Here is a 22,775-nt window from a genome sequence, read left to right on the forward strand (position 1 = left end):
TCCTGTCAGTTCGCATCAGTGACCGTGTTCGGCAGAAGCTTTGCCGAGCTCGGACTTGAGTGTGAAGCTGCCACTGGTCGCTACCTGAGCGCCGGCATTGATACCGTCGGTGATTTCCACGTAGCCGTTGTCGCGGCGGCCCAGTATTACCGGCCGGGTGTCGAAGCCTTCAGAGGTGCGCACGAATACCGATGGTTTGTCTTCAACAGTCTGTATCGCAACTTCCGGAACGGCTACGGCCACTCGATCAGTCTGGGAAGTGACCGCGATATTCACGAACAGGCCTGGACGCCAGGCACCGTTGGGGTTGGTCAAGGTGACGCGGACGGTGGCTGCACGGTTCTGCTCACCCAGCAGGCTACCGACATACCCCACCTTTCCTTCGACCTCGACGTTCATGTCAGGCGAAGAGACTCTGACCGCACGACCTGTCATGACCTTGCCCAAGTCCGTAGGTGGCACGGCGAAGGTGGCCCAGACTTGGTTCAGGTCGGAAAGGATGAAGGCGTTGGTTGCCTCGCTGACGACTTCACCGACGGTCAGGTGCTTCTCCACTACCACGGCGTCGAAGGGAGCCCGAAGCTCGTATCGATTACCGCCGACGGAGTTGACCGAAGCGCCGATGGCGCCCACCTTCTGTTTGGCGTTGGCCAGGGAGATTTCAGCTTCTTGAAGCGCTTGACGGGCCTGGAGGTAGTCTTGCTCTGCGGAGATCTTGTCCTGCCACAGTTGTTTCTCACGATCAAAAGTCACGCGTGCCAGTTCTAGTCGACGCTGTGCAGCCTGTTGCTCACTGCGCAGGTCAGAAATCTGTTGGCTGGCGATCACCGCGAGGACCTGGCCCTTCTTGACTGTCTCGCCCAGATTGGCCTGGACAGTCTCAACAACGCCAGGTACGCGAGGAACGACATGGGCAGTGCGGTCTTCGTCGAAGCGAATTTCGCCTGGGAAGCTCACGACTGTACCCAAGTCACGAGGCGCCGCAGCTTCCAGGGTAACTCCGGCTGCCTTGATTTGTTCGGCGCTGAGCGTCAGCTTGCCCTCTTCTTCGCCGCCCTCTTCGTCGTGGCCTTCTTCCCCATGGCCGTCATTAGCGCCGTGCTCTGCGGTACTGGCAGGCTGCTGTTCAGAACTGTTGTTCCAGGCAAGGCTGCCAAATCCGAGGGCTACCACCGCGGCTACCGCGAGGGCCATGTTGCGTTTGTTGTCCATTGCTACTCCTGCTGATCGTAGGCACCGGCTTGTTCAGGGCGGTGTGCCGAAAAAAATGATTGGCCCGTTCAGCGAACGTCGGCGGTCGAGCCGACTTCGCCATAAACCCTTTCCACTTGCGCACGCGCATTGGTCGCCGCTGCCAATGATTCGAGGTATTGGCCACGAGCGACGATCAAGGTGCGCTGTGCATCCAGCACTTCGATGAAGCCGAATTTGCCCATCTCGAAGCCGCGAGTTGCGGTCTCCACGGCTTGCTGGGCTGAAGGCAGAATGGTCTTGTCGTAGGACTCGACCTCCTGCATGGCGGTGGACCATTGATTCAACGCGGTTTGGGTTTCGGTGCGCAGGCGCAGCTCCACAGCGTTGCGCAGGTCTCGGGCTTGATCAGCGCGTCGAGAAGCGGAAAGGATGTTGCCTTGGTTGCGATCGAATAGCGGTAAAGGCATGGACAGGCCCACGGTGTTCACTCGCTCACGTACAGAGCGGTCGTATTGGCTACCCACGCTGACAGTGAGGTTTGGAATACGCTGAGCTTTCTCTGAACCGAGCAAGGCATCACTTTTGTCGATCTGCACCACGGCCTGGCGCATTTCTGCTGTCTGGTCGAGCTTTGCCAGTAGATCATCAGTACGAGGCGGCAAGCCCGGAGACAGGGTTGGCGATTCGAGTCGATCAAACACGGTGACTGAGCTGCCCGTTATTTGTGCGAGCTGTTGGTAAGCGGTTACTTTCTCCGCTTCGGCGCGTCGAAGTTGCAGCTTGGCCTCGGCCAGTTGCACCTGGGCGCGAGTGGCCTCCACCGGGGAAGATTTACCCGCGCGAACACGGCTATCGACAATGCGAAGACCGCGGTCAGTCAGCTCCAGAGACTGCTCGGCCAGATCAAGGCCGGCCTGGGCACGCAACGCGGCGTAAAAGGCCTGCACAACGTCTGCTCGCAGACCGTTCACGCGCCGGTCCAACTCCAGCTGTGCGGCGGTCTGTCCGTGAGCGGCAACATCAACACGAGCCCCCCGCTTGCCACCCAGCTCCAGGGTCTGACTGAGCGAAACGGTCGTCGTGCTGGTGTTACGACGGGTGTCTTCCATGTCGTACGAAATTGTGGGGTTTGGGATAAGCCCGGCCTGCTTGCGAGCACCATCAGCGATGCCAATCTCTTGCCTGGCGGCAGCCAGGTCAGGGTTTGCATCCATGGCCGTCGAAAGCGCCTGGGGCAAGCTGATGCTTTGGGCAAAAGCTGCAGGTGCAATCACACCGGAGATGACTGCACAGCGTGCAGCAATCTTCCAGGGCGAGACGGAGGTCTTGGATAAGAAACTGCGGTTATACCGGGGCACTTTGATGGTCCTCGTGCACAAACTTCGATAACGCTTGGCGAGAACGCCGAAACAGCTGCCAAGCCCCACTGGATTAGGTGATGGCACTCTAATGAGCGGTAGCTATCAGTGGGGTGGCTGGAAAATTACAATTTCGTAAGGAACGCCCTTAGATAGTGGGAGGTCCAGCGCAGCACCAGAGTCTCGTTAGTAACCACGGAGAGCGTAAATACGTACGGCGACGCGTAGCCATAACGTGTAGATGACGAAATTGTAATTGTCCTATCACCCTCCCGTTATCTTCGGCCTGCAAATATGAGCTCGCGCTACGCTAGGCGCGCCGCCGGGTCAGAACAATTAACGACACCCGCATCGGTACACACAATAAAAACTGCCGTGAATCAAAGGAGCATCGGATGAAAAGCAAAGTACCACTGTATGTGGCGGCAGTTTCTGCGCTGTCTGGAAGCTATGCTATTTCGGCACACGCTGAAGATAAGCCTGAAGGCTTCATTGAAGGCAGCAGCCTTACAGTGCTGAACCGTAACGTCTACTTCAACCGTGATAATCGCGACAGCACCGCCCCCACTTACAACAGTGGCAAGGGCAATACCAACGGCTACTCCGAGGCTTGGGCGCACGCGATCATCAGCAACTTCAACTCTGGGTTCACCCAGGGTACCGTCGGCTTTGGCGTTGATGCCTTTGCCATGATCGGCCTTAAGCTCGACACGGGTGATGGGCGTAACGGCGGCCGTAGCTCATTTGACGTACTGCCCGTTAACAACAAGGGCGAAGCTCGCGACGAATACACCAAGATCGGTGGCGCAGCCAAAGTCCGTTTTTTCGACACCGTCGTGAAAGTGGGTGATGTATTCCCATCAACCCCGGTCGTTGCATCCGGTGACTCGCGCCTGCTGCCTGAGAGCTTCCGCGGCGTGACGGTAGAGAACACAAGCATCCAGGGCCTTACTCTACAAGGTGGTCGGTTGCACGCCATGAGCCAACCAGTCTCTAGCAACCTGAACGACAACTTTGTTACGTTTTACGGCGGCCCGGTCAATTCGCCATGGATCGGCTACGGTGGTGGTGACTACACGGTCAACGATAATTGGACCGTTAGCGTATACGCGAGCCAGTTGAAGGACGTCTGGAACCAGTACTACACCGGTACCAACTTCGCCTACGCCTTGAGCGATGACGTGGCGCTGATCGGTGGCTTCAACTATTACAAAGCGGTCGACGAAGGTAAGCGACGGCTGGGTGAATTCGACAACAATATCTGGAGTGCGAAGGTTGGCGTACGCTATGGAGCTCACACCCTGGCCCTGTCGCACCAGCGCAACAACGGAGACGACGACTTCGACTACCTGCGTCAGTCGGACTCGATCTTCGTCGACAACTCCATCCAGTACAGCGACTTCAACTCGCCGAAAGAGCGTTCCTGGATGCTGCGCTATGACCTGAACTTTACCAGCTACGGTATTCCAGGCCTGACGTTCATGACTCGCTACGCCAGAGGTTCGGGCGCAGATTACTCGAATGCTAACCAGTTCTACATGCGCACTGACGAGAACGGCAACCCGCTCGACAATCAGAAACGCTGGGAGCGTGACGTCGAAGTGAAATACGTTGTGCAAACCGGTCCGGCAAAAGACCTGTCCTTCCGGTTGCGCCAGGCAACCACACGAGCTACTGCATTTGAATCGGACTTGGATGAAACGCGCATAATTATTGAGTATCCGCTTTCGATTCTGTGATTCATTGAACGGAACAGTGCTTCGACGTCGGGTCTCATTAGTAAAACGAGCATTACACATTCACCTTGAGTGGCTTAAGTGCTCCTTTGGTAAAGGTGGATATTTGGCGCCCATTGGGCGCCTTTTTTTTGCCTAACCTTCAAGTAAGCGTTCGATTTTAAGCATCACATGCCGATGAAATTCATGATGACACCCGTGGCCCGTCTCCTTAATGTGAGCCACCTCGCCGTCATCGGAGCGAAACGAAGCCAGTACAAGGAAGACAATAACCTGATACTTCATAAGGTCAAATCGCCTGCTGGAGAGAGGGCCCGCGCCTGTCAAACCCGAATCGCGACAAGATATACCGCCAGACTATCAACTGTATTACCTAGAGATTACAAATCCGTCATTTGAACCCCCGCAAAGTGATTTTGATTTACCATCCATTTCTATAATGCCGGCGCACGTGCGCGGTTAATTGCTCAGTGATATCGAGACAACATTCCATGCGAATTCTGGTAATTGAGGATGAATTGAAAACTGCGGAGTATGTGCGTCAAGGCCTTACAGAATGCGGATACGTAGTAGATTGCGTCCACACCGGGTCAGATGGATTATTCTTGGCCAAGCAGCACGAATACGAGTTGATTATCCTCGACATAAACCTACCTGAGATGGATGGGTGGCAGGTACTGGAACTGTTGCGACGTAAGCAGTGCGCTTCGCGAATCATGATGCTCACGGCGAGAAGCCGGCTAGCGGACAAGGTCCGTGGTCTGGAAAACGGTGCAGATGACTACCTGATCAAACCATTTGAGTTTCCTGAGCTACTGGCTCGGGTTCGCGCCTTGATGCGTAGGCCTGATCACGCCGCATCCGTAGAGACGATTCGCGTTGCTGACTTGGAACTTGATCAGAGCCGGCACAGGGCCTTCAGGGATGGCCAGCGAATTGATCTGACGACCAAAGAATTCGCATTGTTGCACTACCTGATGCGCAACACCGGTGTGGTGCTCAGCCGCACGCAGATCATCTCTCAGGTCTGGGATATGAATTTTGACTGTGACACCAACGTTGTAGAAGTATCGATTCGAAGACTGAGAGCGAAGATAGATGACCCTTTTGAAACCAAACTGATACACACGCTTCGAGGCGTAGGTTATGTGCTTGAGAAGCGTTAAGCGCCGAACCGCCAAGCGCTAAGACATAAGTTCAACTTACTCGGCACGGACAAACCTTATTCGTTGATTATTAGCAACTTCAACCCCTCGCACAATCCCCTCACCAACTATCATGAGGTCACCTCGGCATGAGGTACAGCATAGATTATCGGCAGGTTTCAGAGGGCCAATCATACGCAGAGCTGATTCGCGCTCAGCCGCCATTATCTTCAACAGCGACGGTCCGAGCCATTGCTCAGCCATTCGCTGACTGCCGATAACTGCTAGTGCGTGCGCTTACACGTGGGCGCATTGGAGAGCTGCTGCACTCTGCCGAGCGTTGAGCAGACTACGCGCCCGATTTGCCTACTGCGATGTGGGTGCCCGAGAATCTGATCCAGGACCGACGCAATCCCGTACAACGGCGAAGAGGCGACCATGGGGTGCACTTCCCCTAAACCTATCGACTTCGGAACATCCATCGGTGGCCTCACCGCTTGGGTCGAGCTGGATATAAAGGTGGCGGTATTCGACCCCGTGCTTTTCGTGTGCCTCAACGATCCGCGCAACCGCATGAAGATCCTCTATTTAGCTCAAGCGCCTGGCGTCCAAGCGCTTCGAGGTGTTGCACTGACACCACGCCGTGGCAAACGCAAGCCGTTGTCGGCCGATCAAAAAAATCTGGCTTCAGATGCACACGCCTTCCAACGCTCTGTCACCATAACATTCGCAAGCGTCTGTTTTACGTGCACGTAATTCTAATGGTGCATGAAAACGCACGTGAACGAATGGGATGTGTAGGCTGTCGGCCCTTCAGACGTATTAAGATAGGCAACTTTTCAGCAGATGCAGACCACCATGTCCAATGACGCACCCACCGGCCCAGGTCGCCCCAAGGACCTGGCCAAGCGCGAGGCGATCCTCGAGGCGGCCAAGGCGCTGTTCCTCAGCCTCGGTTACGCCAGCACCAGCATGGATGCGGTGGCTGCGGCAGCAGGCGTTTCGAAGCTTACCGTCTATAGCCATTTCACCGACAAGCAGACCTTGTTCACGTCTGCCGTCATGGCCACCTGCCAGGTACAGCTGCCCGACCAGTTGTTCGATTACCCCGAGGGCGCGTCGGTTGAGGATGTGCTATTGACGATCGGCCGCGGCTTCCAGGCGCTGATCAGCAGCGACGAAGCGGTCAAACTCAGCCGCCTGATTGTGGCCCAAGGCAGCCTGGACCCAAGCTTTGGTCAATACTTCTACGAAGCAGGGCCCAAGCGCGTGCTGGCCGGGATGGAAGCGCTGTTGCGAGGGGTCCATGAGCGCGGGCTGCTGCGCATCGACAACCCGCTGCGGGCGGCGGAGCATTTCTTCTGCCTGGTCAAGGGGGCACCAAATTATCGGTTGCTGCTAGGGTGCGCAGGGCCACTGCAGAGCGACGCGGCCGAAGCGCATGTGCGCGAGGTCGTCGGCGTGTTCTTGCGGGCATTTCAGCCCTAAGAGAGCATTTGCCATCTTCTATGTGCACCTCTGAGCCCCTCTTCCCGATAAGGGTCAGGCCACTCAGACGTTCGCCTACCCATCATTTCTGCCAGTACCCGACAAGGTGGTTTCTTGTCAATATCATATCGAGGCCACGATATGAGCACCGTCACCATGCCATCGCAAAAAATCAGGCTTTTTTACAAGGGCAATAAGCTCTCGAGTTTATACTCGAGCCATACCCACCACACAGTGCTAAGTGCCAACCACCGAAACCTGTGCGAAATGACCAGTTCAACTTCGCAAGCGCTCATCTTGGCTACCGACGTACAGGGCTCAACGGTCAACGCTGCCTCAGAAAGCCAGACGATTGTTACTTACAACGCTTATGGCAATGACAATTGTCAGCCTGACGATCCCCTGTTGTCTCGATTCACCGGGCAGAGCTGGCTACCCTATGCCATAGGTTATGCGTTAGGTAATGGTTACCGTCTGTTCAATCCAGAATTGATGCGATTTCACAGTGCTGACAGCTTATCTCCCTTTGGAAGAGGCGGTATAAATGCTTACGCCTACTGCGCCAACGACCCTGTGAACAGAGCAGACCCGAGTGGCAAATTTTTCAGATCAATTAATAAATGGTACCACGACGGCTACTCCTATCGAGAGCTTGCGCCAAGACTGAAACAAAGAAACCCTGGATTTTCTAAAAACGAATATAACTCGGTGCTAAAATCAACCAAAAAACGTCTTAAAAAAGCTAACAGGGACCTCAACAGAGCTATTTCAATGGGCTCAAATAGCAGCGCACTCGACGCGATCACCAGACAAGACATTCTCAATGCGCAGATCGCCACGCTAAAAAATCTAGCGCCGGACGATAATAAGCGATACAACCCAAACATCACCAGAGAGTTGCTCGGCAATATCCTGGCCTTGGATAGCCCTATTAGCCAAACTGCTGATATGATTCAAACGCCTTCATCATTCCAAGCCGATGCTGATCCGATACAAGCTGATGCTGATCTGATACAGGAGGCCCGGGAGATGAAAGATTTGCAGGAACGCCTGAAGCGTCTGCGTGGTGGCTAGGCCTTCAACGTCTTCTTTGGATAAATGTCATACCGACTGGACTTTCCCTCCAGACTATGGCTTGGCTTCGGCCCATCAATAATCGGCGCCTTTCGCGGCCTCTTCACCACCACCCGGTGGCTGGCCAGCGCCAAGGCGGCTTCAAGCAGGGCCGGGGCGTCCAGGTCGTCACCAACCAATGGGCGGAACACGCGCATTTCTTTCTTCACCAGCGCGCTCTTGTCGCGGTGCGGGAACATGGGGTCGAGGTAGATCACCTGGGGTGGCTCGCCTTCCCAGCCGCGCATGCGCTCGATGGCGTTGCCCGTCAGCAAGCGCATGCGCTCTACAATCGGCCCCACCTCTTCATCCCGCTGCGCCCGCGCCAGGCCATCTTCAAGCAACGCGGCAATCAGTGGCTGGCGCTCGATCAGGGTCATCCGGCAGCCGAGGCTGGCCAGCACGAACGCATCCTTGCCTAGGCCGGCAGTGGCATCCAGTACCTGCGGCCGTACGCCTTGGGCAATGCCTACGGCCTTGGCGATCATCTGCCCGTTGCCGCCGCCGAACTGGCGCCGGTGCGCGGCCTGGCCCTCGACAAAGTCCACCCGTACCGGGCCGGGCGCCTGGGGGCCCAGCTGCTGAATCTGCAAACCATCGGCCCCGACTTGCACCGCAAATTCGGCCTCGTCCTGCTGCAGCGGCAGGCCCAAGCGCTCGGCCCACACCTGGGCCTGCTCGGCGTACTCGCCAGCCATTGCCTCGACCCTGATCACCACACCTTGCTCTTGCATCGTCCACACCTGAAAAAACCAACGCTACCCTTAATGAACCGGCCACCACGGCCGATACAGGCAATATCCCGCTATTCTGCCAGAGCACAACGCGCGCGGCTGCCATGTCAGAAACTCTTCCCATCGGCTTGACCTATTTGTCGCCCGTCGGCAACTACAGTCAGCACAACACCCAGGCACTCGGGGGCGTCAGCCACCTGTGGCAGGATTTCTTTGCCCGGGCCATGGCCGAACAGCAAGCGCTGCCGGTTGATGGCTTCAGCCAGGCGTTGGTGCAGCACGACAAGGACAGTGGAGAACCTGTAGGTGGTGCCCGTGCCCTGGCCCTGATCGATGCCCAGCGTGCCTGCCCGGTGCAAGACACTGTAGTGGCACCGCCAGAGCCGTTGTTCCTGCCCAAGGCCGAACTGGAAGCCAAGCTGTTGCCACCGGCACCCGAGCCCTACAGCGCCATCGACCTGATCGAGCAGCAGCGCCAGCTGGACATGGACAACAGCTGGTTGCGCCCGGTGGTCATGAGCCAGGGCCACCCTGTTGCCGAGCCCGGCCCGGGGCCTGCACCGCGCCCGCTGTTCCTGCCCATCGCCGAATTCGAATCGCATCTACTGGACCCGCCGCCCGAGCCCTACGACGAATCCACCCTGGCGATTCAGCAGAGCGACCTGGCGTTCGATATCCACTGGGCGCGCCCTGTGGTGCTCAACAACGTTCGCGCCCACGCCTGAGGCTAGCGGCAGATCTGCCAGCGGCCCATGTCTACATGGAAATGATTACGGTGCGCCGCGTTGTACTCCGGGCCCAGCACCGTACTGAACTGCTCACAGGCAGCCTGTTGCACCTCGCGCAAGAACGCTGCCTTCTGCCCGCCCGCCTGCCAGTCACGGGCCAGCACGATGCGCTGGCCATCCTGTAGGCGAAAGCCGCTGATATCGAAGGCGTTGGCCGTGGCATGCTGGCTCAGCCTGCCTTCCTTGCGGTGGTAAACGTTGCGGCAGGCAAAACTGCCCAAATGGTCGACCTGCGCCACGGGTTGGCCCAGTACCCGCTGCGCGACCGGCTGCAAGCCATGGCGCTCGAACAGCGCATAAGCCACTGCCAAAGGGCATGTGGCCAGAAAGCTGCTGCTCAGCCGTGCTTCCCCACCCTCGATACGCCAAACGTTGCGCAAGGGGCAGTTGGCCGACGCGGGGCTGTCGGCCTGCGCACGGTAGCGCAACTGGCTGGTTTCCAGCGCCTGGCGGCACAGTACCGGGTCATCGCGCAGGCGCGACAGTTTGTAGGCGGTCAGCAAATTGGGCGGCTGGCGCACATCCAGCGGTGCCAAAGGGTTCCACTGGGCCGGCAGGCGCCAGCCCAGTTGCCAGGCCAGGGCTGCCAGCAATAGCCCACCGGCCAGCAACCCCAGCAACAGGCGCATCAGCGGCGGAACAGGTCGTTGAGCTGATCGAACGGCAACGCGTGTTCGCCGTAGCCGAACGTGCCCTGCTCACGAATCTCCACCGCTGCGCGGTGCAAGGCCCCGAAGGCCGCCCGGGCCATGGACGAGCCTACGCTGATGCGGCGTACCCCCAGGTCCTGCAACTGGTTGACGCTCAGCGACACGCCGCTCATGCCCATCAGCACGTTGACAGGCCGTGGCGCCAAAGCCTGCACCACCGCTCGTACTTCCTCGGCGGTACGCAGGCCCGGGGCATAGAGCACATCGGCCCCAGCCTCGGCATAGGCTTGCAGCCGCTGGATGGTGTCATCCAGGTCTTGGCGCCCGTGCAGCAGGTTTTCAGCACGGGCACACAGGGTGAACGAAAACGGCAACCCGCGAGCCACCTGAACAGCGGCGCGCACCCGCTCGACCGCCAGACCCATGTCGTAGATGGGCGACGCCTGCTGGCCACTGGCATCCTCGATGGAACCCCCCACCAAGCCGGCCTCGGCGGCACGCTGGATGGCCAGGCCACAGGCTTCGGGCAGGTCACCGAAGCCGTTCTCCAGGTCGGCAGCCACCGGCAACGGGGTGGCATCAACGATCTCGCCGGCGTTATCCAGCACCTCATCCAGGCCAAGCGCCCCCTCTGCGTCGGGCCGCCCAAGGCTGAAGGCCAGGCCTGCACTGGTGGTGGCCAGCGCCTCGAAACCCAGGCTGGCCAACAACCTGGCCGAACCTGCGTCCCAGGGGTTGGGGATGACGAAGGCGCCATCGCGCTCATGCAGGGCCTTGAAGGCTTCGGCTCGCAGGGTTTGCACATCCATGGTTACACTCCGGCAGTCAGAAAGGGTCAGAGTAGACCCAGTTGTTCGACCTCAGGGGCGCGTGGCAATTCCGGCAGTGCCGCCAGCCCCGGCAGGCGCTGCATCAGCCGTTGATGAAAACGCTGCGCCAGCGCCGCAGCCAGGCGGTTGTCCGAGGTGTGCAGGAAGATGTACGGGCTGCGCCCTTCTTCGATCCAGGCGCCGACCTTTTCCACCCACGGCGTCAGGTAGGGCTCGTTGGCCTCCAGTTGCGGGTGGCCGATGAAGCGCACCTGGGGATGCTGGCTGAAGGCTGCCGGGCGCGGCGGTACCTTGGGCTTCTTGGCCTGGGCATGCAGCACCGCGGGGTCGCGGGAAGTGCAACTGAACAAGGCTCGCGGGTCCAGACATACGCGCTCCACGCCGCTGGCATGCAGCAACCGGTTGAGCGCGCGCTCTTCCTCGCCTTTTGCGAAAAACGCGGGGTGGCGCACCTCCACCGCCACGGGCACACCGATCTGCTGCAGAAACGGGTCCAGTTCCGCCAGCCGCGCTGGGCCGAAGGAGGCCTGCAACTGCAACCAGTACGGCGCAACGCGACGCCCCAGCGGGGCCATCAGGCGGGTGAAGTCGAACGCAGGCTCCAGCTGGTCACGCAGGTCACCCTCGTGGCTGATATCCCGTGGGAACTTGGCAGTGAAACGGAAATGCTCTGGCATCACCTGGGCCCAGCGGGCGACAGTCGCGGGCGCAGGCCTGGCGTAGAACGTGGTGTTGCCCTCAACGGCGTTGAATACCTGGCTGTACAGGCCGAGCATCTCGTTGCTGCTGGCATCGGCAGGGTACAGGTACTCACGCCAGGCGCTTTCGCTCCACGACGGGCAACCCAGGTAGTAAGGCAATGGCGACGGAATCATCCGTCAAATGTACAGGTCCAGCCCCAGCACTTCCATGTCCCAATCGGTGAAACCGGCAGTACTCAGGTAGCTGGCCAGCGCCGTGGCGGTGCGCCTGTCACGGGCGCGGGGGAATACCATGTCCTGCTGGCGGGCAGGCAATGCAGAACGACGGCGGGGGGTAGGCTCCTGGGCAAGTTGCTCCTCAACCACTTCCGCATCATCCACAGATGCTTCGCGCACCCCAGCCTTGCGCGGCGGGCGCTTGATTGGGTAAGACTGCGAGGAGAAACCGTCGATACGCATGGGAGAGCACTCAGGGCCAGTGATGGCAATCTAGCAGCATCGGGCACTTGTTACTAATGCCCGATTGATAACTTGACCACATTTCGAGCAAAGAGTTATAGCGCTATCGGTAATAACCGACGAGTAGCATCAGGCCTTCTTGGGCGTCGCCACATTGTCACGCAGGTACACCGGTTGCGCCTGGTCAGCTGCAATGGCCTCCCCGCGTGCCCAGGCGAAGCTGGCCAGGCTGAGCACGTCTTGCGCACTGGGCAAGGCAGTGGCGTTGCTGGCCTGCACGGGCACAGCCAGGCGGTCGGCATAACCCCACCCGGTACCGGCGCCGAACCATTGGCCGGTGCTGCCCTCAGGCAATGCCACCTGCTCGGGCGGCAACACCGCTTCGGCGCCCACCAGGCGCATTTCACCTGCGCAGGCCTGGTAGCAGCCCCAGTACACTTCATCCATGCGCGCATCGATGGCGGCCGCCACCTGTTGTGCGCCCTGCTCGCGCAGGGCCCCCTGGGCAAGGGCGGCGAGGTTGGACACCGGCAGCACCGGGCGCTCGAGTGCGAACGCCAGGCCCTGCACCACGCCGATGGCAATGCGCACACCGGTAAAGGCACCCGGGCCACGGCCAAAGGCGATGGCATCCAGTGCGCCAAGCGCTACCCCGGACTCGGCCAGCAGCTGCTTGATCATCGGCAGCAGCTTTTGCGCGTGCATACGGGGGATGACTTCGTAGTGGCTGGTTACCTTGCCGTCATGCAGCAGCGCAACGGAACAGGCTTCGGTAGCGGTATCCAGGGCCAACAGGGTGGTCATCGAACGGGTTTCCAGGTGCTTGGGAGAACGCAGCAGTATAAAGCAGCGACAGCGGGCGGGGGAACGTTAGGGTGAGGCTGGGCGCACGGAGCGCCCAACCTGATCGGCTCAGCTCAGCGCGGTCAGCACCTTGGCAGTAATGGCCTCGACCGAACCCACACCCTCGATGTGGCTGTACTTCGGCTTGCCGGCGTTTGCCTGGGACAGCTTCTGGTAGAACTCCACCAGCGGCTTGGTCTGGCTGTGGTAGACCGACAGACGATGGCGCACCGTCTCTTCCTTGTCGTCGTCGCGCTGGATCAGGTCCTCGCCTGTCACATCGTCCTTGCCTTCCACTTTCGGCGGGTTGTACTGGATGTGATAGGTGCGGCCCGAAGCCAGGTGCACACGGCGGCCAGCCATGCGGCCAACGATCTCTTCGTCATCCACGGCGATTTCGACCACGGCGTCGATGGCCACGCCGGCTTTGACCATGGCCTCGGCCTGCGGGATGGTGCGTGGGAAGCCGTCGAACAGGCAGCCGTTGGCGCAGTCAGGCTGGGCGATGCGCTCCTTGACCAGGTTGATGATCAGCTCATCGGACACCAGTTGGCCCGCATCCATGACTTTTTTCAGTTCCAGGCCCAGCGGGGTGCCCGCCTTGACGGCGGCACGCAGCATGTCACCGGTGGAAATCTGCGGAATACCGAACTTTTCGGTGATGAACTTTGCCTGAGTACCTTTACCGGCCCCGGGAGCTCCCAGCAGAATTACGCGCATCTTGTGCTCCTCAAATTTTTTTATGGAATTCAATGGATTCGGCGACCAGGGCCAAGTCCGGAAATATCGGTATGGCCATAAAGCGGCCAGAGGGCTGCTCAAGATACACAGCGCCCGGCAGCCAGACAAGCGTCCCAAAGTTGCAGGAATGCGCCACTTGAGGCCAACCCTGCAGGCGGTTGCGCCCGTCGCAACCCGGCTGCCAGCACCCGCGCACAAGGTGCAGCAATGTGCGCGTGGGCACTCCCCCTACAGCCTCAACCGGTGTTGCGCAGCCCCGCTGCAATCCCCGCCACGGTCACCAGCAAGGCCTGCTCCAACGGGCTGTCCAGAGCGGCTTCGCGGGCGCGCGAGCGCGCCAGCAGCTCGGCCTGCAGCCGGTGCAGCGGGTCCAGGTAGGTGTTGCGCAGGCTGATGAATTCGAGGGTTTCCGGGCTGTGTGCCAGTAGCACCGGTTGCCCGGTCAGGGCCAGTACCACCTGGCACGACTGCGACAATAGGTCGCGCAAATGCGCACCTAAAGGAAGCAGTTCAGGTTGCACCAGACGTTCGTCGTAGGCCTCGGCGATCTGCGCATCGGCCTTGGCCAGCACCATCTCGAGCATGTCGATGCGAGTGCGGAAAAACGGCCATTGCTCACGCATCTGCGCCAGCATCGCTCCTTGTCCGCTGGCCAGCGCATTGTTCAAGGCGGTTTCCCAGCCCAGCCATGCCGGCAGCATCAGGCGTGTCTGGGTCCACCCGAAAATCCACGGAATGGCCCGCAGGCTTTCGATACCCCCGGCGCGGCGTTTGGCCGGGCGGCTGCCCAGCGGCAGGCGGCCAAGCTCCTGCTCTGGGGTGGACTGACGGAAATACTCGACGAAGTCCGGCGTCTCGCGTACCACTGCGCGGTAGGCCTTGACGCCATCAGCGGCGAGTTGGTCCATCACCTCACGCCAGGCGGGTTGCGGTGGCGGAGGGGGCAGCAGGGTCGCCTCCAGCACCGCGGCCAGGTACAGGTTGAGGTTCTGCTCGGCGATGCCCGGCAGGCCGAACTTGAAACGGATCATCTCCCCTTGCTCGGTAGTACGGAACCGGCCGGCGACCGAGCCAGGCGGCTGCGACAGGATGGCGGCGTGTGCAGGGCCACCACCGCGCCCTACCGTGCCGCCTCGGCCATGGAACAGCAGCAGCTCAACCTCATGCTCGGCGCAGATGCGCACCAGGCTCTCCTGGGCGCGGTACTGCGCCCAGGCGGCGGCCGTGGTGCCAGCATCCTTGGCTGAATCGGAATAACCGATCATCACTTCCTGGGGGCCGTGCAGGCTGTCACGGTAACTGGGCAGCCCCAGCAGGCGCTGCATCACCGGGCCGGCGTTGTCCAGGTCCGCCAGGGTTTCGAACAGCGGCACCACACGCATCGGGCGGGTCAGGCCGGCTTCCTTGAGCAGCAGTTGCACGGCCAGCACATCAGAGGCTGCGCCAGCCATCGAGATCACGTAAGACCCCAGCGAAGCGCCTGGCGCGGCCGCGATCTCCCGGCAAGTGGCAAGCACTTCGGCGGTGTCGTCCTCTGGCGTGAAATGCCCAGGCAGCAACGGCCGGCGATTTTTCAGTTCATCTTGCAGGAAGCTGATGCGCTGCTCTTCGTCCCAGTCCGCATAACGCCCAAGGCCGAGGTACTCAGTGATTTCACTCAAGGCATCGCGGTGGCGGGCAGCGTCCTGACGCACGTCCAGGCGCACCAGGAACAGGCCGAAGGTAACGGCCCGGCGCAGGCAATCCAGCAGCGGGCCATCGGCAATCACCCCCATGCCGCATTCGTTCAGGGAGTCGTAGCACAGTTGCAAGGGCGCAATGAGGTCACGGTTATCAACCAACACCTCGGCGCCGGGCGGTTGGCTACCCGTCAGGGCGGCATGTGCCCAGGCGCGCGTGGCCCGTAGGCGGTCGCGCAGTTGCTTGAGCAGTGCACGGTAAGGTTCAGCGCTGTCTCCAACACGCTCGCGCAAGGCATTGCTGGCCTGCTGCATGGACAACTGCGCTGCCAGCGCGTCGATGTCGCGCAGGAACAGGTCGGCGGCCATCCACCTGGCCAGCAGCAGCACTTCGCGGGTAACCGCGGCAGTGACATTGGGGTTGCCATCCCGGTCACCGCCCATCCACGACGCAAAGCGGATTGGCGCGGCGTCGAGCGGCAAGCGCAGGCCAGTGGCATCGTGCAAGGCCTTGTCGACCTTGCGCAGGTGACTGGGAATTGCCTGCCAGAGCGAATGCTCGATGACGGCAAAGCCCCACTTCGCTTCATCGACCGGTGTGGGGCGTGTACGGCGGATTTCTTCGGTGTGCCAGGCCTCGGCAATCAGCCGGCGCAGCCGTTCACGCACCTGTTCGGCCTCCTGAGGGGTCAGGTCACCGTGGTCTTGAGCAGCCAGTTGCCCGGCAATGGCGTCGTATTTCTGGATGAGGGTGCGGCGCGCCACCTCGGTAGGGTGCGCGGTCAGCACCAGCTGGATATCCAGCGCAGCGACCTCGTCGGCCAAGGCCTGGTTGCCATGGCCAGCGTGTTTCAGACGGGCCAGCAACTCTGGCAGCACCCTCGCTTCGAAGGGTTCGGGCTGGTCGCCATCGCGACGGCGGATCAGCTGGTACTGCTCGGCCATGTTGGCCAGGTTCAGAAACTGGTTGAAGGCCCTGGCAACCGGCAGCAGGTCATCCTCTGCCAGGTCGCCGAGGGTGGAACTGAGCTGTTCGCCCGCGCTGCGGCGATCGGCCTTGGCGCTGTGACGAATGGCTTCGATCTTCTGCAAAAACGCTTCGCCATGCTGCTGGCGAATGGTCTCACCCAGCAGCTCGCCCAGCACATGGACATCTTCACGCAAACGCACATCGATATCGGTCATTGGCCCTCTCTGTGGCGCAGCTCAGGCGCCTTGCATCCCTGGTAAGGCTTCGCGCACTGCCGGTGACGGCCGTGGTTGCATCAAGAGTGCCTACAGCCAGGGCGCAAAGGCAAGCCACCTTGGCCAAAGCAAACTAAAGTGAAGCCACGACACTCCCATGCACTGCATGCCTTTTGACAGGCGTTACCAGAGGCCACCATGAAAATACGTGAACTCGCCCAGCACTGGGAACAAAATGCCGCCGGCGCCCTCAGCCGCACAGAACATGTGTTGCACCTGGACCTGGAGTCCGAAGCGCGTCTGGCCGCATTGATCGACATGTACCCCAAACGCACCGCCGAGGAACTGCTCGGCGAACTGGTGGCTGCGGCCCTTGAGGAACTGGAAGCCAGCTTCCCCTACGTGCAGGGCCAGCAGGTGATTGCCACCGATGAGGAAGGCGACCCGCTGTACGAGGATGTGGGCCCTACCCCCAGGTTTCTGGCGCTATCACGCCATCATCTGCACACCCGCGCCAAACCTGGCGACGGCGAGCAATGACACAGCCCCTTGTACCGGAAATTGGCGAGCGCACCCGCCTAGGCGGGACTTGCCCGGGCCTGGGCGCTGACCAACCAGTCAGAAATTGTTGGCCAACCGAGGGAGATTTTTCTGAACTATTCGAAAAATGTTCCAGTCGGAGCCAATAGCCATCACGCTAAAACCCTGCACACCGGTACTTGTGCGTCATTCAGCTGAAGCGTACGGAAACGGTTGGGGGGGATGAGCGATGGACTGCTACGGACATCGTCATTATCAGGAGTGATCCAATGGAGCTGACCACCATGAAAACCCGCACTTTCAAACCGTCATCCTCTCACGTGCGCGGGTTCAAGCTGGCCGCGCTGGCCCTGGGCAGTAGCCTGGTCCTGGCCGGCTGTGCAGGCAACCCGCCAACCGAGCAGTACGCGGTAACCCAGTCCGCCGTGAACGCTGCCGTGAGCGCAGGGGGCACCGAGTACGCTGCTGTCGAAATGAAAGCAGCACAGGACAAGTTCAAGCAGGCCGAAATCGCCATGCATGACAAGAAGTACGACGAAGCCAAGCGTCTGGCCGAGCAGGCCGAATGGGACGCTCGCCTCGCCGAACGCAAGGCCCAGGCGGCCAAGGCCCAGAAGGCCGTGCAGGATGCCCGCCAGGGCGTTCAGGACGTACGTGAGGAAGGCCTGCGCAGCGCTCAGTGAGCCCTGCTCCGCCAACCCTAGCCTTCGTATTCGATCAAAGGATGAACACTATGCGCAAACACGTCATGATTCCCGCTCTTCTGGCCCTCAGCGTTGGTCTGGCAGCCTGCTCCCACGACCCGAACGCCAACCTGGAAGCGGCACGCACCAACTTCTCGTCGCTGCAGAGCGATCCGCAAGCCAGCAAAGTGGCAGCCCTTGAAACCAAGGATGCCCAGGACTGGCTGAACAAGGCCGACAAGGCCTACATGGACCGTGAAGACGACAAGAAGGTCGACCAGCTGGCCTACCTGACCAACCAGCGCGTCGAAGTGGCCAAGCAGACCATCGCCCTGCGCACCGCAGAAGGTGACCTGAAAAACGCCGCTGCCCAGCGCGCCCAGGCCAAACTGGACGCCCGTGACGCCCAGATCGCCAAGCTGCAGCAGAGCCTGAACGCCAAGCAAACCGACCGTGGCACCCTGGTGACCTTCGGCGACGTGCTGTTCGACTTCAACAAGGCCGAGCTGAAAAGCAACGCTTACCCGAACATCACCAAGCTGGCCCAGTTCCTTCAGGAAAACCCTGAGCGCAAGGTGATCGTAGAGGGCTACACCGACAGCGTCGGTTCGGCCAACTACAACCAGTCGCTGTCCGAGCGCCGCGCTGGCAGCGTGCGCATGGCACTGGTTCGCGCAGGCGTAGACCCGGCTCGCATCGTGTCGCAGGGCTATGGCAAGGAGTACCCGGTAGCGGATAACTCCAGCAACTCCGGCCGTGCCCAGAACCGTCGCGTGGAAGTCACCATCTCCAACGACAACCAGCCGGTAGCACCGCGCTCGTCGATGCGTTAACACGCGTTCGGCTGCAATACATTGAGCCGCTTTGCGGCTCTTCGCGAGCAAGCCCGCTCCTACAGTGATTACACAATCCTGTGAGAGCGGGCTTTCCTGCGAATGGCTGCAGCGCAGCCTAGGTAAATTTCAACTCAGGCTTATTGCATCTGCTGAGGCGTCTCTTCGCCCATGCACCTTACCGCGCGTTTGCGGTTATCCACCAGTACACCCGTCAGGCCTTTCTGCTGGGTATCGAACAGCACCAGCACGCCATCTACGCACTGCGCTACCTGCAGCGCCGGCTCCAGGGAGACCTTGTAGTCTTCGCCGGGTACGGTCTTGAGCATGGTGAAATCCTGCAGCAACAAGGCATCCTGCGGTTTGGCAAAGTGCAGGTAACCGTAGTACCACAAGGCCCCAACCGTCACGATGATCGTGCCAACACCGGTAAGGATCAGCGGTATGGCGTTGCGTTCTTCACTCATTGCGGGGCCTTCTCGTCAGGGGAATTCGGTAGCTCGGCCAGCCGCCTCAGGCTGCTGAAGTGGCTGGGGTCATCCAGAAAACGCAGCATCACTTCGCGCCAGGTGGGGTCGGCGAACGTTTGCACGTGCCCGCCCCGGGTCAGCTGCAACACCCGGGGCGGCGGCGCGTGCTGGTACAAGCGGATCACGTTGTCCATCGGCACCAGGTCATCGTCGATGCTGTGGAAGAACAGCTTGGGCGGGCTGGTCAGCTGCTCGATGGCGTTGATTGCGCTGTCGCTGTCCGGCACCAGCCACGACAACGGCACCTGCAGCGGCCAGGTCATCCAGGACGTGCTCAACGCGTAACGGCCCACCGCGCGGTAGCTGGCCGGCACGCCGTCGAACACCAGTGCACTGAAGCGTTGGCGCTGCTCGGGGTGCGCGGCCAGGTAGTGAATGGCCATGGCGCCGCCAAGGCTTTGGCCGAGCAGCACCAACGGCTTGCCCTTGACCTCCGGCGCCTGGTCGAGCCAGGCCATGGCAGCAGCGATGTCCTGGTACACCTCCGGCAACCGGGGCTTGCCTTCCGACAAGCCATAGCCGCGGTAGTCGATCAGCAACACCTGGTAGCCCTGCTCCGGCAGCCAGTAACTGCCCCCCAGGTGCCCGGGCAGGTTGCCGCCATTGCCGTGCAGGTGCAGCACCGTGCCTTTGACCGGCACACCCGCTTTGGCAGGCAGCCACCAACCGTGCAACCGCACACCGTCGGCCGCAACCAGCGTGACGTCCTGGTACACAAGGCCGGCACGCTCAGGGGTGAATGCCTGGCCGCGCTCGGGATAGAACAGCAGGCTGCTGCAGCCGTTCAGGGCCAGCATGGCGATGACCACGGCAAGCAGGCGGCGCACGCTACAGAATGTTGGCGTAGTCGGTTTCAATACGGTCCAGGCTCAGGTGGTTGAGGAAGTTGGAAAAGCACATCCAGGCCGACAATGCGTTAAGGTCGCGGAATTGCTCCGGCAGGTACTTGGGCGGCTCCACCAGGCCTTCCTCAACCAGCTGGCGCAAGGTGCGCATGTCTTCGAGGGTAGTCTTGCCGCAGAACAGCAAGGGGATCTGTTCCAGCTTGCCCTTCTTCACGGCCAACTGAATGTAGTTGTAAACCATGATGAAGCCCTTGAGGTAGGACAAGTCCTTGGTGAATGGCAGCCCATCCGGCACCGAGCCACGGAACACCCGGCTGGCGTTGCTATAGCTCTGCGCCATGTCGAAGCCCTGCTCATGGAAGAAGCGGTACACCTGCATGAAGTCGGCGCCCTCCTCAACCATATGGATGGCCCGGGTGCGGTTGGTGAGCTTGCGCAGGCGGCTGGGGTAGGATGCGAAGGCGATCACCTCCATCAAAATGGCCAGGCCCTCCTGGGTCACCGTCGAAGAAGGCGGGCCCTTGGCCAGGAAGGTACAGATGGGCTGGTTCAGGCCGTTGAGCGTTGTGCCCACATGCACCAGCCCCTCATGCACTTCCAGCGCCCGCACGTCACGGGCATTGAACATGGCGTCGGCGCGCACCTTGATATAGTCGGCGCCCGCTGCGGCGTCGGCGACGATGCCATCGGACTCGAATACCCGGATGGTGCTCTCGGCCTCACCAAACACGGTGTTCAAGCGCCGCTGCAAAATGGCCACGGCTTCCTTGGCGGTCAGGTTCTTGGGTTCGTCCTTGAGGTCGCCACGGCCATCAATGTTGTTCAGGTAATCCGAGAGCATCAGGCCGAGGTCGGCCAAGGTCGGGTCGCCGGCGTGGAACACGTCGGACGCCGCGCCGTACAACTCCTGGGAAATCAGCCCGAAGTCCTCGGTGCCACGGGCCTCGAGCATTCGCACCACCATGCGGTACTCGCGGCACATGCGCTTCATGATCTGCCCTACCGGGCTGAACTGGCCGAGCTGGCGGATGATGTCACGCTCGATGGCCTGGAACTCTGCCTTGACCGCGCTAGAGTCAAAGCCCAGCGGCCGCGCGTGGTAGTAGGCACGGTCAACGGCTGGGGGCTCCTTGCCCTTGGCTTCGAAGAACCCCTGGCGGATGCCGTCGTCCCACTTCACCGCATCCAGCACCCGGATGGGGGTTTGTGCCGCGACGATGCGATCGGACAGGGTACGTATGGTTTGTTGGTATTCGTCCAACGGGTACTCCTTCTGCGGGGCCGGGGGTGACACTGCTGGCAGGTGCGCGAGGCCTTAGCCGCGAAGAGGGCAACGCGTCACTTGCCGGATCGCTGGAACCGCGCGGCTTCTACGAACAGGTCGGAATTGGCGGGGTCCTCCAGGTAGGCAAGCACGCGGGCCGGCGGGCTGTCGACCAACACACCCTCGCCATTATCCTGCGGCACCTCGGTGCTGTGGCCGCTCAGCTCCTTGCTGTCCACGGCCTGCTGAACCTGCTGGAGGTCCAGGTCATAGACCACCAATTGTTTGCCATCGACGATATCGAAGCCGCCGATGACGAAGTTGCCGCCCAGCGTGTGCGGCACACGGGCCGACAGGTACCAGCGGTTGCCGTGGCGCGACACAGTAAAGATGTACTCCTCGGGGGCCTTGCCCTTGGCTGTGGCCACCGCCTTGTAGGCATCCGCACCGCTGCGGCTGATCACCAGTTGCAATGGCTCACCCCAGGCATCCTTGCTGTGCCACTTGCCCAGCAGCCCTTTGGGCGCCGCCTGGTTACCAGGCAAAGGCTGTGGGAATGTCACCAGACAACCGCCCAGCATCAGGAATGACAGCGTCAACAGCACCACACGCCAGGCTTTCATCAGGTTCTCCTTGAGTGACGACCCATGCTCAGGCCGATGCCAACACCAGTTGCAGGTATCGGGTAAGCATAGCGAGCATCTGCCCATCGGCTTGCGCATCAGCGCCCTTGAGCAGGCCCTGATATTCCATCTGCTCGATAATCGCCGTCAACATCTGCGCATCCTGTTCGGGCTGGCGCGAGCCAACAACCTGCAGCAGTTGCCGCGTTCCGTGCAGCAGGATCTGCTCGTGGGCGCGCACCAGCGCGGCCAGCCGGGGGCACAGCAGCGCCTCTTGGCGAAACCCCTGCTCGGCCATGAGAAAGTCACGCCGGTTGAGCAACTGGCGCTGCACGTAGTCAGCGGTCATGGCTGCCACTTCGTTGGCCAACCGCGCGCGTGCCTGCGGGCTGCCATCACCCTGGGCGAGCAACTGGCGCAGCACCACTTCGGTGTTGGCCCACAGCTTGGCCATGTAGGCGGCGCTGCGCTCGACATACTGGGCGAAAGAATCGGCCAGCAGGTCTTCGATGTCCTTGAAATAGTAAGTCGTGGCCGACAGGGGCACACCGGCTTCTGCGGCGACGGCGCGATGACGCACGCCGCGCACGCCATCGCGCACCACGATGCGCATGGCAGCGTCGAGGATGCGCTGACGGCGCTGTTCGCTGCCCAGGCGGGCAGTTTTGCGTCCTTGGTATTGCACGCTCTCGGCGACGGCGGTGGCGATGCCGGCGGCGCCCTGGTCAGGCATGGCAGGTGTCACGGGATAACCTCGGGAACTGGGGTGTCGCAGACAATACCAAATGTTCGGTGGGAACATGCCGTTGGCTC

General features: G+C 60.8%; 23 protein-coding genes. 8 read left to right on the forward strand and 15 right to left on the reverse strand.

The window, feature by feature from the left end; all coding sequences use genetic code 11:
- Positions 1-15: 15 nt before the first annotated feature.
- Complete coding sequence (locus APH25_RS09910; RefSeq protein ID WP_060481780.1) at positions 16-1,212, reverse strand: efflux RND transporter periplasmic adaptor subunit; 1,197 nt, start codon at positions 1,210-1,212, stop codon at positions 16-18.
- Positions 1,213-1,280: 68 nt separating this feature from the next.
- Positions 1,281-2,552: a TolC family protein gene (locus APH25_RS09915; protein ID WP_082428253.1), complete on the reverse strand. Its 1,272-nt coding sequence runs from the start codon at positions 2,550-2,552 to the stop codon at positions 1,281-1,283.
- Positions 2,553-2,947: 395 nt separating this feature from the next.
- Between APH25_RS09915 and APH25_RS09920 the strand changes: the two genes are divergently transcribed.
- The 4 genes from APH25_RS09920 (at position 2,948) to APH25_RS24910 (ending at position 7,995) form a co-directional block, all read left to right on the forward strand.
- Entirely contained in the window at positions 2,948-4,291 is a 1,344-nt protein-coding gene (locus APH25_RS09920; protein ID WP_060481782.1) for an OprD family porin, read from the forward strand.
- Between the two features lie 488 nt (positions 4,292-4,779).
- Positions 4,780-5,454 (forward strand): heavy metal response regulator transcription factor, encoded by a 675-nt coding sequence (locus APH25_RS09925; RefSeq protein WP_060481783.1) that lies wholly within the window; start codon positions 4,780-4,782, stop codon positions 5,452-5,454.
- Between the two features lie 825 nt (positions 5,455-6,279).
- The gene (locus APH25_RS09930) at positions 6,280-6,921 is read left to right on the forward strand and encodes a TetR/AcrR family transcriptional regulator C-terminal domain-containing protein (protein ID WP_060481784.1); all 642 of its coding nucleotides are present in this window, start codon (positions 6,280-6,282) and stop codon (positions 6,919-6,921) included.
- 141 nt (positions 6,922-7,062) lie between these two features.
- On the forward strand, positions 7,063-7,995 hold the full coding sequence (locus APH25_RS24910) for an RHS repeat-associated core domain-containing protein (RefSeq protein WP_156333149.1): 933 nt from the start codon (positions 7,063-7,065) through the stop codon (positions 7,993-7,995).
- On the opposite strand, the gene APH25_RS09940 is transcribed toward APH25_RS24910, so the two are convergent.
- Positions 7,992-8,768, reverse strand: a complete 777-nt coding sequence (locus tag APH25_RS09940; protein WP_060481786.1) for a class I SAM-dependent methyltransferase — start codon at positions 8,766-8,768, stop codon at positions 7,992-7,994. The two genes, APH25_RS24910 and APH25_RS09940, sit on opposite strands and share 4 nt — an antisense overlap.
- Positions 8,769-8,872: 104 nt before the next feature.
- On the opposite strand from APH25_RS09940, the gene APH25_RS09945 reads away from it, so the two are divergent.
- Positions 8,873-9,493, forward strand: a complete 621-nt coding sequence (locus APH25_RS09945; protein WP_060481787.1) for a hypothetical protein — start codon at positions 8,873-8,875, stop codon at positions 9,491-9,493.
- 2 nt (positions 9,494-9,495) lie between these two features.
- Here the strand turns inward: APH25_RS09945 and APH25_RS09950 are convergent, their stop codons facing one another.
- The 7 genes from APH25_RS09950 to ppc all read right to left on the reverse strand — a co-directional run bounded on the left by APH25_RS09950 (position 9,496) and on the right by ppc (position 16,644).
- Positions 9,496-10,185 (reverse strand): extensin family protein, encoded by a 690-nt coding sequence (locus tag APH25_RS09950; protein WP_060481788.1) that lies wholly within the window; start codon positions 10,183-10,185, stop codon positions 9,496-9,498.
- Positions 10,185-11,015, reverse strand: a complete 831-nt coding sequence (locus APH25_RS09955; protein ID WP_060481789.1) for an oxaloacetate decarboxylase — start codon at positions 11,013-11,015, stop codon at positions 10,185-10,187. The genes APH25_RS09950 and APH25_RS09955 overlap by 1 nt, the downstream gene beginning before the upstream one ends.
- A 26-nt stretch (positions 11,016-11,041) precedes the next feature.
- Positions 11,042-11,911 (reverse strand): DUF72 domain-containing protein, encoded by an 870-nt coding sequence (locus APH25_RS09960; RefSeq protein WP_060481790.1) that lies wholly within the window; start codon positions 11,909-11,911, stop codon positions 11,042-11,044.
- A gap of 3 nt (positions 11,912-11,914) precedes the next feature.
- Positions 11,915-12,196: a hypothetical protein gene (locus tag APH25_RS09965; protein WP_028634885.1), complete on the reverse strand. Its 282-nt coding sequence runs from the start codon at positions 12,194-12,196 to the stop codon at positions 11,915-11,917.
- A gap of 129 nt (positions 12,197-12,325) precedes the next feature.
- The gene (gene tsaB, locus APH25_RS09970; RefSeq protein WP_060481791.1) at positions 12,326-13,000 is read right to left on the reverse strand and encodes a tRNA (adenosine(37)-N6)-threonylcarbamoyltransferase complex dimerization subunit type 1 TsaB; all 675 of its coding nucleotides are present in this window, start codon (positions 12,998-13,000) and stop codon (positions 12,326-12,328) included.
- Between the two features lie 108 nt (positions 13,001-13,108).
- The gene (adk, locus tag APH25_RS09975; protein ID WP_028634883.1) at positions 13,109-13,759 is read right to left on the reverse strand and encodes an adenylate kinase; all 651 of its coding nucleotides are present in this window, start codon (positions 13,757-13,759) and stop codon (positions 13,109-13,111) included.
- A gap of 257 nt (positions 13,760-14,016) precedes the next feature.
- Positions 14,017-16,644: a phosphoenolpyruvate carboxylase gene (ppc, locus tag APH25_RS09980; RefSeq protein ID WP_060481792.1), complete on the reverse strand. Its 2,628-nt coding sequence runs from the start codon at positions 16,642-16,644 to the stop codon at positions 14,017-14,019.
- Between the two features lie 198 nt (positions 16,645-16,842).
- Between ppc and APH25_RS09985 the strand changes: the two genes are divergently transcribed.
- The 3 genes from APH25_RS09985 (at position 16,843) to APH25_RS09995 (ending at position 18,700) form a co-directional block, all read left to right on the forward strand.
- Positions 16,843-17,184 (forward strand): hypothetical protein, encoded by a 342-nt coding sequence (locus APH25_RS09985; protein WP_060481793.1) that lies wholly within the window; start codon positions 16,843-16,845, stop codon positions 17,182-17,184.
- 269 nt (positions 17,185-17,453) lie between these two features.
- Positions 17,454-17,867 carry a DUF4398 domain-containing protein gene (locus APH25_RS09990; RefSeq protein ID WP_028634880.1) on the forward strand — a complete coding sequence of 138 codons (414 nt, stop codon included), beginning with the start codon at positions 17,454-17,456 and terminating at the stop codon, positions 17,865-17,867.
- A gap of 50 nt (positions 17,868-17,917) precedes the next feature.
- On the forward strand, positions 17,918-18,700 hold the full coding sequence (locus tag APH25_RS09995; RefSeq protein ID WP_028634879.1) for an OmpA family protein: 783 nt from the start codon (positions 17,918-17,920) through the stop codon (positions 18,698-18,700).
- Positions 18,701-18,840: 140 nt separating this feature from the next.
- Here the strand turns inward: APH25_RS09995 and APH25_RS10000 are convergent, their stop codons facing one another.
- From APH25_RS10000 to APH25_RS10020, 5 genes are all read right to left on the reverse strand, one after another.
- A complete protein-coding gene (locus tag APH25_RS10000) occupies positions 18,841-19,167 on the reverse strand; it encodes a hypothetical protein (protein ID WP_060481794.1) in 327 nt (108 codons plus the stop codon).
- A complete protein-coding gene (locus APH25_RS10005) occupies positions 19,164-20,087 on the reverse strand; it encodes an alpha/beta hydrolase (RefSeq protein WP_060481795.1) in 924 nt (307 codons plus the stop codon). Before APH25_RS10005 ends, APH25_RS10000 begins: the two co-directional genes overlap by 4 nt.
- Positions 20,059-21,336, reverse strand: coding sequence for a flavohemoglobin expression-modulating QEGLA motif protein (locus tag APH25_RS10010; protein ID WP_028634876.1), 1,278 nt, complete (start codon positions 21,334-21,336; stop codon positions 20,059-20,061). The genes APH25_RS10005 and APH25_RS10010 overlap by 29 nt, the downstream gene beginning before the upstream one ends.
- Positions 21,337-21,413: 77 nt before the next feature.
- Positions 21,414-21,962, reverse strand: a complete 549-nt coding sequence (locus APH25_RS10015; RefSeq protein ID WP_060481796.1) for a hypothetical protein — start codon at positions 21,960-21,962, stop codon at positions 21,414-21,416.
- Between the two features lie 28 nt (positions 21,963-21,990).
- Positions 21,991-22,695 carry a TetR/AcrR family transcriptional regulator gene (locus APH25_RS10020; protein WP_028634874.1) on the reverse strand — a complete coding sequence of 235 codons (705 nt, stop codon included), beginning with the start codon at positions 22,693-22,695 and terminating at the stop codon, positions 21,991-21,993.
- Positions 22,696-22,775 lie beyond the last annotated feature (80 nt).

This window comes from Pseudomonas sp. NBRC 111119 (genome assembly GCF_001320125.1).
Lineage (GTDB): Bacteria > Pseudomonadota > Gammaproteobacteria > Pseudomonadales > Pseudomonadaceae > Aquipseudomonas > Aquipseudomonas parafulva.

Coding starts and splice junctions, on each gene's coding strand:
- APH25_RS09910 (WP_060481780.1), bottom strand. CDS start 1,212: ATGGACAACAAACGCAACATGGCCCTCGCGGTAGCCGCGGTGGTAGCC.
- APH25_RS09920 (WP_060481782.1), top strand. CDS start 2,948: ATGAAAAGCAAAGTACCACTGTATGTGGCGGCAGTTTCTGCGCTGTCT.
- APH25_RS09925 (WP_060481783.1), top strand. CDS start 4,780: ATGCGAATTCTGGTAATTGAGGATGAATTGAAAACTGCGGAGTATGTG.
- APH25_RS09930 (WP_060481784.1), top strand. CDS start 6,280: ATGCAGACCACCATGTCCAATGACGCACCCACCGGCCCAGGTCGCCCC.
- APH25_RS24910 (WP_156333149.1), top strand. CDS start 7,063: ATGAGCACCGTCACCATGCCATCGCAAAAAATCAGGCTTTTTTACAAG.
- APH25_RS09940 (WP_060481786.1), bottom strand. CDS start 8,768: ATGCAAGAGCAAGGTGTGGTGATCAGGGTCGAGGCAATGGCTGGCGAG.
- APH25_RS09945 (WP_060481787.1), top strand. CDS start 8,873: ATGTCAGAAACTCTTCCCATCGGCTTGACCTATTTGTCGCCCGTCGGC.
- APH25_RS09950 (WP_060481788.1), bottom strand. CDS start 10,185: ATGCGCCTGTTGCTGGGGTTGCTGGCCGGTGGGCTATTGCTGGCAGCC.
- APH25_RS09955 (WP_060481789.1), bottom strand. CDS start 11,015: ATGGATGTGCAAACCCTGCGAGCCGAAGCCTTCAAGGCCCTGCATGAG.
- APH25_RS09960 (WP_060481790.1), bottom strand. CDS start 11,911: ATGATTCCGTCGCCATTGCCTTACTACCTGGGTTGCCCGTCGTGGAGC.
- APH25_RS09965 (WP_028634885.1), bottom strand. CDS start 12,196: ATGCGTATCGACGGTTTCTCCTCGCAGTCTTACCCAATCAAGCGCCCG.
- tsaB (WP_060481791.1), bottom strand. CDS start 13,000: ATGACCACCCTGTTGGCCCTGGATACCGCTACCGAAGCCTGTTCCGTT.
- adk (WP_028634883.1), bottom strand. CDS start 13,759: ATGCGCGTAATTCTGCTGGGAGCTCCCGGGGCCGGTAAAGGTACTCAG.
- ppc (WP_060481792.1), bottom strand. CDS start 16,644: ATGACCGATATCGATGTGCGTTTGCGTGAAGATGTCCATGTGCTGGGC.
- APH25_RS09985 (WP_060481793.1), top strand. CDS start 16,843: ATGAAAATACGTGAACTCGCCCAGCACTGGGAACAAAATGCCGCCGGC.
- APH25_RS09990 (WP_028634880.1), top strand. CDS start 17,454: ATGGAGCTGACCACCATGAAAACCCGCACTTTCAAACCGTCATCCTCT.
- APH25_RS09995 (WP_028634879.1), top strand. CDS start 17,918: ATGCGCAAACACGTCATGATTCCCGCTCTTCTGGCCCTCAGCGTTGGT.
- APH25_RS10000 (WP_060481794.1), bottom strand. CDS start 19,167: ATGAGTGAAGAACGCAACGCCATACCGCTGATCCTTACCGGTGTTGGC.
- APH25_RS10015 (WP_060481796.1), bottom strand. CDS start 21,962: ATGAAAGCCTGGCGTGTGGTGCTGTTGACGCTGTCATTCCTGATGCTG.
- APH25_RS10020 (WP_028634874.1), bottom strand. CDS start 22,695: ATGCCTGACCAGGGCGCCGCCGGCATCGCCACCGCCGTCGCCGAGAGC.